Source organism: Methanospirillum hungatei, from assembly GCF_020216685.1.
Lineage (GTDB): Archaea > Halobacteriota > Methanomicrobia > Methanomicrobiales > Methanospirillaceae > Methanospirillum > Methanospirillum hungatei_B.
Genome location: NZ_JAIWNS010000036.1, coordinates 1 through 10000, shown reverse-complemented (window position 1 = coordinate 10000; position 10000 = coordinate 1). Strand labels below are relative to the sequence as shown.

The 10000-nt window shown below is 45.4% G+C and carries 8 protein-coding genes; 2 read left to right on the top strand and 6 right to left on the bottom strand.

Translation table 11 applies throughout. The features are described 5' to 3' along the window. The 3 genes from LDL35_RS02095 to hisI all read right to left on the bottom strand — a co-directional run. A partial coding sequence (locus tag LDL35_RS02095) for a hypothetical protein (protein WP_304019012.1) occupies positions 1-1906 on the bottom strand: 1906 nt, incomplete at its 3' end. Between the two features lie 90 nt (positions 1907-1996). Continuing rightward, complete coding sequence (locus LDL35_RS02090) at positions 1997-2125, bottom strand: hypothetical protein (RefSeq protein WP_304019010.1); 129 nt, start codon at positions 2123-2125, stop codon at positions 1997-1999. Between the two features lie 724 nt (positions 2126-2849). Beyond that, positions 2850-3215 (bottom strand): phosphoribosyl-AMP cyclohydrolase, encoded by a 366-nt coding sequence (gene hisI / locus LDL35_RS02085; RefSeq protein WP_304019014.1) that lies wholly within the window; start codon positions 3213-3215, stop codon positions 2850-2852. A gap of 338 nt (positions 3216-3553) precedes the next feature. Between hisI and hisG the strand changes: the two genes are divergently transcribed. After that, complete coding sequence (gene hisG / locus LDL35_RS02080) at positions 3554-4483, top strand: ATP phosphoribosyltransferase (RefSeq protein ID WP_304019008.1); 930 nt, start codon at positions 3554-3556, stop codon at positions 4481-4483. A gap of 60 nt (positions 4484-4543) precedes the next feature. Next, on the top strand, positions 4544-4735 hold the full coding sequence (locus LDL35_RS02075) for a hypothetical protein (protein ID WP_304019006.1): 192 nt from the start codon (positions 4544-4546) through the stop codon (positions 4733-4735). 3 nt (positions 4736-4738) lie between these two features. On the opposite strand, the gene LDL35_RS02070 is transcribed toward LDL35_RS02075, so the two are convergent. The 3 genes from LDL35_RS02070 to LDL35_RS02060 form a co-directional block, all read right to left on the bottom strand. Beyond that, positions 4739-5395: a zinc ribbon domain-containing protein gene (locus tag LDL35_RS02070; protein ID WP_304019004.1), complete on the bottom strand. Its 657-nt coding sequence runs from the start codon at positions 5393-5395 to the stop codon at positions 4739-4741. 29 nt (positions 5396-5424) lie between these two features. After that, positions 5425-6222 (bottom strand): zinc ribbon domain-containing protein, encoded by a 798-nt coding sequence (locus LDL35_RS02065; RefSeq protein WP_304019002.1) that lies wholly within the window; start codon positions 6220-6222, stop codon positions 5425-5427. Positions 6223-6231: 9 nt separating this feature from the next. Further along, the coding region (locus LDL35_RS02060) for a hypothetical protein (protein WP_304019001.1) at positions 6232-10000 on the bottom strand (3769 nt) is incomplete at its 5' end.

Sequence of the window (10000 nt, the reverse complement as noted above, 5' to 3'; positions counted from 1 at the left end):
GATGTACCTTTGGGGAGTGTTTTATCTTGTAGTCGATGTAATTTTTTGCGTGGTACGTCTTCCCGGTCCCCGGTGGTCCATAGAGAATGACCTGTCCCTTTTTCATGAGTAATTTGTCAAGACGATCGAATTCTTCAGATATAGGCTCTGGATGAAAAATTTGTTCATATTCTTCTGGCGTTATTGGAAAGATATATCTGCAAAATTTACCTATTAGTCTCAACGGAATTGGTATTTCTTCAGGTAATGATGTCCATTTTACTTTCCTGACGAGTGTGTCGCCCGACTCATCCAGGAATGGTTCAGAAATGACCTCACCAAAGGCAATTATGGATTTTTTTCCCCGGTTTAAAAGAATTTTATCCCCGATATGCATCTGATGAATAAACTTCCAAATCATGTCCGAATGTTCTTTATTAGGATAAAAATCGCGAAAAGCCTTGAGATATTCCTGCTCTGAATATGCAAGGAGGGATTCGCCGTGTGCTTTAATAAAATCCTTCCAGTAACTGGTAGTTACTATACCATTTTCTCTCCAGGAATCCCAGTAATAGAGGTCTGATCCAAGTTTATTTTTACCATCTGAAGGTAAGATTCCCCAATAATTCTCCATTGAACCGGTGAGGAGATTATATTCATCAGGTGTCAGTTCAACCACGGTCTGCATGAATTTCCCCTTAATTGAATCTGGAATCGGGGTTTCAAGATCTGTTTTTTCCCAGATGACTTTCCGATATATATTACTGACATCATTTGACTCAAAAAAAGCTTCAGACTCTACCTGGCCGTAGGCAAGAATAGAAGACTTTCCTCTGTTAATTACTATTTTATCACCAGGTTTCATTTCATGGATAAAGTTTGAGATTTGCCTTGTGGCTGTAGCACGTTCTTTTTCAGGATATACCTCCTGGAAGGCAGAGATTATCTGTTCGTGGGGCATGGTTAGGATTTCGGGTCCCGTTGTATCCAGTAACTTGGACCAATAGATGGAAATTGTGTTTTTTTCTTTCCATTGGGACCAATACATTGCATCTCTTCCCGGAGCTACTTTCCAATATCGTATTGATACCGGTCGTGTTGAATCAATTCTCCACCAGAGAGCATCAAGTGTCCATAAGTCTACGCCCACCTGAACGGAGAGGTAGTTTAAAAGTTCATTAATCACGAAATACTTTTCACCCTCTGTTGCTTTGGATCTAAATTCCGGCCAGATATCCAACTCTTTCAGACCATTCTCTGAAGTTTTGTTCCACACCCCATACCTATCTGGATGTGTCACATGCAGAATGGCAGTAAGAATTCCTTTTCCAAGACCTTTTACCCCTTCATCTTCGGATATCATTTCAATTTTTTGAAAACGATCAACGATAGGGATGTCTTCATTCAACAGAGTCTGGAGTATTTTTCTAACTCCTGAAAAGTTGGTTAGATACTTACTTTTTGATCGGGTAAGTCCAGTCCAGTGGTGATTATTTTTGAACTCCGTAAAGTCGATGAGTTCTTCAGGGGTAATATCATTGATATGTTCCTGAGAAAAGACAGAAGAATATTTCGTAATGACTTCATCACGGGATTTAATTACATTCTCTAACTCAACATACCGGTCTTTATTCGAAAATGTTGATTTGAGCGTGGTAACTGCGTTTTCCAGATTCTTTTTCGGCAATACCGGAAAATTATAATCTAATAAAAAATTCTTGGCGGTTCTTGCATCAAAATCCTTACTGGGTAGTTCTTTCCCGGTTTTTATTCTGGTAACTATTGACAGAACATATTTTGGAGAATATAATCGATTTTGATAGATTAAAGAAAAGACTTTTGATTCCCTATAGTCAGGTTCACCTTCTGTATCAATCTCTTTCAATGCCAAAAGGATGTCATCACGGGTAATATCAGGTGGAATCATGGTGCACCATACAACAGATAGTAGTACACTCTCTGGAAAGCATCATAAATTTTTTGAAATTACTTTGAAAATTCTCTGATATTTTTATTTTTACCTTTGTGGGTATTGGTGATACTCTTCCGGTATAGTCAGGTCTGCCTGAAACGCAAATTCGCTTATTATCGCTTTAATTCCTCTCCCAACATCACTTCTGGCAGTCTGGGCGGTTTCTACATTCATATAAATTGCAACATACCTGCCTTCATGGTTCAGATAATCACGCAAAGCAAGCATGCATGAGGTCTTCCCGGTCTGTCTGGTGCATGCAGGACAAAATACTTCTCATGACTGATGAGAGTGAGTATATCTGGGAGGTCAAATCGGGTAGAGGAGGAAGACAGTAATGTTTCTCACAGTTGACCGGTCCGGCGGTGTTGAAAAACCTCATCGTATTTCTATTGATCCTGATGACTGAAAATGTCTCCTCATGATTCGCCATGTATCAATCAGAAAAAACTGAGATATTCTCACCCTCACGAAGATATTCATGCAAAAATCGGATATAATCATTCGGAATAATGGAACCATGAATATGTAAGGATTATCTCTGTTCGCTCTTCCTGATAGATTTTCAGTCCCTGAAGCATTTCGGTATTATTCCGTAAATCCAAATGTGGCTTATACAGAAATTTTGTGAGTTGAAATGGCAGGACATGAGTGAATGCAGAAAAAGTCTATTCAAATCTTCTGAAAAAGTGTCGTTTTTCTTTCATATCATCATGAATTTCGTGATATTCACTATCTGCTCATTGCAAAAACATTCACCAGAGATTCTGTGAAAGCATCTGACAAGGTTCAAATCAGGGGTATTGCCGTATTGGAAGAAATGTATCGCCAATGCAGGTCATAATTGTTAAAAATTGAGGGATTGCTGATGACCCCTTTTATTCATTAACCGTAAAAATTATTCTTTTTTCTTGTAAACCTCTTTAGGGTCAAACATCCGCTCTCCGGAGACCGTCCCGTCAAGCCTTCGGTAAAAGCATGACCGGTATCCTGTATGACACGCTGCGGTGAGCTGATCCACGAGGTAGATGACCGCATCCTCATCACAATCAACCAGGATCTCATGAACCTTCTGGAGATGTCCGGATTCCTCTCCTTTCTTCCAGAGTTTATTCCTGCTCCTGCTGTAGTAGTGGGCATATCCGGTTGACTGGGTCAGATCCACAGCCTCCTTATTGGCATATGCAAGCATCAGTACATCTTTTGTTGTGGCATCCTGCGCAATAACCGGAACCAATCCCTTTTCGTCAAAATTAATCGTAATCATGGTATTTCCATCTCTCTGGTACACGAATAAGAAGTATACTCGTACAGTTTGATCAGATGAGGTTTAAATCTGTTCATTTTTTAAACAAGGTAAAAAAGGTCATCTAATATATCCGCCAATTGACGGATTTCATCCAATATACTCCTTATATAATGAATTTCATCCCTTTCATAGCCAGTAACCTAAAAATCTTCAGGGAGGAATATCAAAGAGTGCACTACTTCAATGGCGGCAGCGTTTCTCTTCTCATTCCCATGCAATATGGAGCGATCAGACAATCGGAAAATCATTGGAGAAAAAATTTTCGATAATGTTTCAGGATTTTTTAGGGATAGATGGAACACAGATGCAAACCGTCAGGGTTTAATTCATATCACTCCTTCTATTGTTCTATGATTAACATCGCACTCCCAAAAGGGAGCCTTGAAGAACAGACACTCCAGCTCTTTAAAGAAGCCGACCTTGAGGTCAGGAGAACTGACCGTGATTACAATCCGCAGATCAATGATGCACGGATAGGAAAGGTCAAAATATTACGGCCCCAGGAGATACCGACCTATATTGAGATGGGATATTTCGATATGGGGATATCAGGTCTTGACTGGATCCATGAATCCGGAGCACAGGTAAAAGAGGTGGCACAACTTAACTACAGCAAAACAGGGCCAGGTATTGTCAAAATTGTAGTCGCCGTCCATCAGAGTGAGCCTATCTCAACCGTCAGTGAAATTCGCCCGGACAGCCGGATTACTACCGAATATCCTAAATTGACCAAGGACTTTTTTGAAAAATTAAACATTCCTGTCCGACTTTTTCCGTCCTATGGTGCCAGTGAAGCAAAGGTTCCTGACCTTATGGATGTGGTTGTTGACCTGACTGAGACCGGAACGACCCTTCGGAAGAACGGTCTGAAGATCATCGGGCAGATCATGGAGTCATACACGACCATCATTGCAAATATCGCAAGTTTTGAGGATCCGGTCAAGAGAAAGGAGATAGAAGAGATAGTAACCCTCCTTATGGGCGTTATCGATGCCAGGAATAAAGTACTCATCTCGATGAATGTCCCGGCAGCATCACTTGATTCAATCGTTGCAAACCTTCCGGCATTAAAGAAGCCAACCGTCGCAAAACTTCATGGTATCGATTATTTCAGCCTTGAGACCGTGGTCCTGAAGAGTAAGGTAAATACTCTGATACCTGAATTGAAGGCTGCCGGGGCAGAGGATATCCTGGAGATACCAATCACCAAGATTGTGAGATAACATCAGGAATTTATCATCCTGTACCATCACTTTTAACCGGTTCTCTGTTAATGCAGATATATGAAGATCAGAGGAGCATGGCATTTTACTATTCAGTGGGCAACCCTTCGGTACCTCGTGGTATGTCTGGTGGCCCTTTCCGGTATGCTTTTTGGCTCACTGATTCTGCATGATGCAGAAGTTGCCCTTATTCTGGCGTTTACCGGATATATTGGTGCACGAATCCTGCTCTTTGTATTGTACCGGGAATAACCATTATCCTTTGATCGTTCCGGGCGGTGCATACCGGGATATCAGCTCTTTTACCTGGTTGAAATTCTCTCTCGTGCATGCCAGCATGATAGGAGAGATCAGAATTTTTCTGTACACAACGATGGTCCGCTCCCGGTTCTGGTATGATATGGACCTTATCTCATCCCAGGGAATTGAATCCATCTCACGGGAGATGTTTATCATGCTGCCTCCAAGGCCGGTGAGTGACCCGCCGGCAACAGATCCGATGGCAGTAAGCCGGTTGATCTTTTTGATAGTCTCCCCCGCAGCATAGCCGATTCCTTCAGGGGTCACGGCGAAGACTGCATCAGGCCCCCCTTTCGTTGCTTTCTGGTATATTCCGGCGATAAACAGGGACAGTCCGAATAAGAAGGCCCAGATGACAAACAGGATGGGTGCGACAGAGAGTGCAGCTCCGGGATGGGCGAACAGGATGATGACAAATACCACAAGAAACCCTGCACCCAGAGCCATTCCCAGTTGTTTGACGACAACCGAACTGGTAATCACCGGTATCTGTGCGGTCCAGATCATCGAGTCTGATGATGATTGTTCTGTAATTGATACCGGTTTTCCACACTCCTGGCAGAATGCACTGTCAGGAGGGAGATCTGATCCACAATGAGGACATGCAGTCATATGATCACCTGTGTTCTGATGATATCCGTTCATATCTTTGTTCCACAATGTCTGCAGAATTTTGCTCCCTGTTTCAGATCCTTCCCGCATGATGGACAGACCGGGGCAGAGTTTTTCCTGTCAGTTTGAGCAGATGGCCTTGCCGGTTTTCCACAGTGCCTGCAAAACTTCTCTTCTGGGGAGAGTGGCGCTTTACAGTAAGTACAGACGGAGAGATTTGGATCTACCCTGCTGGTCTGGACTGAAGATGAGGGTTTTTTGTCAGGTATCCGGGCTCCGCACGTTTTACAAAATTTTACTCCAGGATTTACCGGTTGTTTACAGGATGGGCAGAGAAAGTGTGTACTTGATTTTTGGGAAGTTTCACTTGGAACAAAGGTTTCAGGGAGATTATTTAAACGATCAGATTCACGTTTTCCGGAGAGAGGGATGTCAGAAAGAACGTCTGTAATCTTCTGACGTACCACCTGCTGAACTTTCTGTTCTGCCGTTTTCACTCCCTGTTCCATGATCTTCTCACCTGCTGCAGGAAGGATGTCTCCGACGACAACCTGCCATTCAGCCGGTGGACGGACAATTACCTGCGAGATCTCCTGGGCAGCAGTCCCAATCTGTGCAGCCTTTGTCACCGTTGATTCTATTTTTGAAGCGGTGGATGCGACGGTATCAAGGATCTCAGTCGCTTTTTGGAAGGAATCACCGAAGCCTTTGCCAACATCAGGATTAACACCTTGTGATCCGTTCTGGAGCAGAGTACCACAGGATCTGCAGAACTTCGCTCCTTGTGAATTATCCTGACCGCATGCCGGACATTTTTTTGTAGTCATAGAGTGCCTCTAGCCTTCGGGAAGGGTCTTCAGATATTCGAATAACTGCTGTTTTTGACCTGCTGACATATGTTTCTGACCTGATTCAAGGATGCCTGACATCTTCTGAATGATGCTTCGGGGGGATTCGCCCATATGGGCAAGTGCTGCTTCGGCATCTGCAGGAGTAAATCCATCTTTTCCGACCCGGTTCATGATCTCAACACCGGCACGGACATTCTCCGGTATTCGTGCAATGGGAGGATCCGGATACCCGGCAAGTTCGTTGTATTTATTCACAACCGGTTCAATCTGGTTTTTAAACTGTTTGGTCAGTTGTCGCATTCCTTCCTCCTTGTACGCCCCGGCTGCTTTAGGATCTCCTGATTTAGTTGCCTTTTCGGCCCGGTCATACCATTCATATACCTTTGTCTCCATGGTGCGGGTTGTCGCTTCAAGATCCTTATAGGGTTTGCCTTTCATGTCTCCCCGTGTTGCCGGGCCGATATCCTCCTTTCCTCCCCCATATGCATCGGTATGGAACCGGTCAGTAACTGTCTGATCCATGTGTTCAGCATATTCATTGCATTTTGCCTGATCGATGACCGGTTTTCCGTCAGGCCCCGTGATAACTCTTCCGCTTGCATCAGTCTTATACGGGTACTCTCCATGTCGCTCGCGGTAAAATTCCTGGTTGTAGATATCCCGTGAGCCGGTTCCCTCCTGTTCCACGAGTTTTCCGTTCTCCGTCCGTGTATGTCCCTTCGCATCCCTGATCGGTTCATTGGTGCTTTTAACATCCTCCATCTCCGGTTTTCCGGTCTTGGGATCGATGACAGGATCATACACCGGCTGGCCCGTTTTGATGTCTATGACTGCCTTTCCGGTATGGGGATCTATCCTCATCTGCTGCTTTGGTTTCCTGTAGGTGACATCACGGTCAAAGGTGGATTTCGTGCTCTCCTGGTCTGGAGTTCTGGGTGCTGCATCTTTCACATTGGTGATCTTTGCAATCTCAATATCATCCGGACTATATGGTCTCTCACCTGGTTTCAGGTTCTGATTCAGCTGGTCTGCGATTCGCTGCTTTACCCTCCGGTCCACATTGTCATAGGTCTGTCTCCAGTGTTCATTGAAGTCTCGTCGGAGCGGACTTTCTTCACCAGGGTTTCTGGTTTTTCCATCAAGTATGTGGGGTTCATCATTGAGGACATGCATGGCATGCTTGTCCTTTTGCACCTTCTCACAGACCTCGGAGAATCGTTTTTTCGCAACAGGATCATCCGGATTCTTCTGAAGATTCTCCCAGGCATCTTTGAGCTCATTGACCTTGTTCCGGCCTTCCCTCCTCCCTTCTTCGAACTTAATCTTCTCCCGTGCATCCACTTCCTTTTGAGAATCGGCGATGTTCTTATCTGCCAGAGATTCTGCCTTTGCCTTCTCCATAGCCAGTCGTGCATTATCACGTCTTTTCGCGGCCTCTTTTGCTTCTTTTGATGATTTGTCCTTTATTGCATCATATTCAGATTTCAACCGATCATATTCGGAGGTTGCTTCCTTTAATTTCTCATCTGCTGTCTTTTTCCCGTCTTTAGGCTTTTCATCACCGGGTTTCTTCTCATCCGGCTTATCCTTCCCTTCAGGTCCTTCCTTCTCTTTTCCGGTTTCCTCTTTCTCCTTCACTTCATCCGGCTTCTTTTTGCCTTCTTCCTTTGCGTTTTCATCTCCTGGTTTTCCCTCCGGTACGGGTTTTTTCTGAGTCACATCTGGTTTCTTCTTTCCGTCGGGCTCTCCTTTCCCACCCCTGATGATGTCAGAAACCGGTTTTGCTCCATGGGTTTTTACCGTACTATTCAGCCAGTCTGCAATAACCTCATCCCTCAGCTGGCGGGCGGTCTCCTTGGCTGCTCCTACCACTGTGTTGTTCGGTGGTTCTCCATGGACCAGGGTTTTTAAGAAGTGATACCCGGCAAACAGTCCCCATGCAAGCCATCTCCGGTCACCGGTGAGTTTTGCCAGTTGATCCGGATCGATAAGTTTTCCTTCGGTTATGCCCTTGATATCATTGAAACTGATAAAAGCCTCCGGAGGAGTTCCCATCTGGTAGGCTTCAAGAGCACCCAGGATCTTCCCCTTTATATGATTGACTGCGATCGCCCCAAATGGGCCGACCACCGTTCCAAGAGCAGCATTAAAGGCGAGATCTCCGGCCCACTGTATCCATTCCAGGACCTCGATGATCTGGTCATACCGGTTTGCTGCATCCAGGTAATCCTGTGCCTCCTCAAGACAGAGCCGGTACGCCCGGTTATAGATCATCCATCTGAACTGCACGAGCCCTTCAACGCCAAGGACCTGTTTTCGTTTGGAGAGGAGGGCATGAAGTTCTGGTCTGGCCTGCTCTGGTGCCATGGTGTTGATGATACGCTCACACCGGCGGACTTCAATCTCCCAGCTGGCACTCCCCGGATTGACATTATCGGTCTCAAGGGCAAGCATGAAGTCACAATATCCGGTCTCTTCAGAACCTGCATGGTTTTTTACCGTTGCACGGCACCTGACTGGAATCGGGGTTCCGTCAAAGGGTATCGGACGGGTCATCGAGACTGAATAGACCGCGGAAGGGGTATTGAGTTGCCTTACTCCGGAGGATACAAAGGTAAGACCAGATCCCTTGGCTGCATTATAGGAAGTGGTCTTTTCATCCTCCATGATAGTAAAATCCAGAGGGTTTGGGTCGGTGATGGCAGAAGTATGAGAAATTATCTGGTTATCTTCGGTGAGGACCAGGTAATAAAAATCCAGAAGAGCAGTAGAATCCATCTGTGAATTCGGCACCGGGACATGATACATTCCGGTATCCTTCCGTCTGGCGATGGTATCTATGAATAGGCCCTCTTTTGAGATGGTGACGGTTATATGGCATTCCAGAGGAAAGGAGAGTTCTCCTGAACGGGGTGATGCGGTGATTATGAAAGTCTCCTGGTCATACATCCCCTCAGTATGCTCATCAAGGGAATCCTGTTCTGTCACGGTTATCTCTGCATGGGTGTCATCCAGAACAGTAATGGTTGCATTGACAAGGTTGAGTGTTTTTTCAGGATCAATTGCAAAGACCCATGAATCAGACCCGCCATGCTCAATCCGGACCTGAACTTTCACAGTCTCATTTATTCCTTTTACCAACGTGACCTGATAGGTATCTGCCTCGATTTTTGGCCTTTTCAGGAGCAGCACCGGGACAGAGACGGGCCCTGAACGGGTATTCCCCAAAGTTGCGGTGATCATGATATCTTCTGATTCCGGGGGATCACCGGTGTACTCCGGGTCCGGAGGGGTGGCCTTTAGGGCAACCGCAGTCCATCCGTCACCATAATCAACCGGAGTGCTGGGTTCATCAAGCCATCCATCCGGTTGTGCCCGTTCAAAGGTCCAGATCGGTGCTTTAAGGGTGTATGAGCTGAGCCTGACCAAAAGGATCGCACGATCAGTTATGAGAAAGGGAGAGATGGTATTTTTGTCACTCTCGAATCGTGTCTCGATTGATCCGGATGCAGAAGCGTTGAAACCTACCGTGATCGTCTGTGGGGGTACGGCATCCTCATGAACCGAAGCATGGAGGGAGAACTCAATCTCTTTCAGATCAGTTGGACCGGTCTGTGTTATGGCTGCATTCAGGACCCCTCTTGCTGTTATGGGAGAGATTGATAGAAATTCGGATATGCCTGACGGAAGATCCAGACGTAATTCGCTATCAGGTACCTGTCGGAGTGTTCCTGATTCATCCTGTGAAAAGACT

Coding starts and splice junctions, on each gene's coding strand:
- LDL35_RS02090 (WP_304019010.1), bottom strand. CDS start 2,125: ATGAATGTAGAAACCGCCCAGACTGCCAGAAGTGATGTTGGGAGAGGA.
- hisG (WP_304019008.1), top strand. CDS start 3,554: ATGGAACACAGATGCAAACCGTCAGGGTTTAATTCATATCACTCCTTC.
- LDL35_RS02075 (WP_304019006.1), top strand. CDS start 4,544: ATGAAGATCAGAGGAGCATGGCATTTTACTATTCAGTGGGCAACCCTT.
- LDL35_RS02070 (WP_304019004.1), bottom strand. CDS start 5,395: ATGACTGCATGTCCTCATTGTGGATCAGATCTCCCTCCTGACAGTGCA.
- LDL35_RS02065 (WP_304019002.1), bottom strand. CDS start 6,222: ATGACTACAAAAAAATGTCCGGCATGCGGTCAGGATAATTCACAAGGA.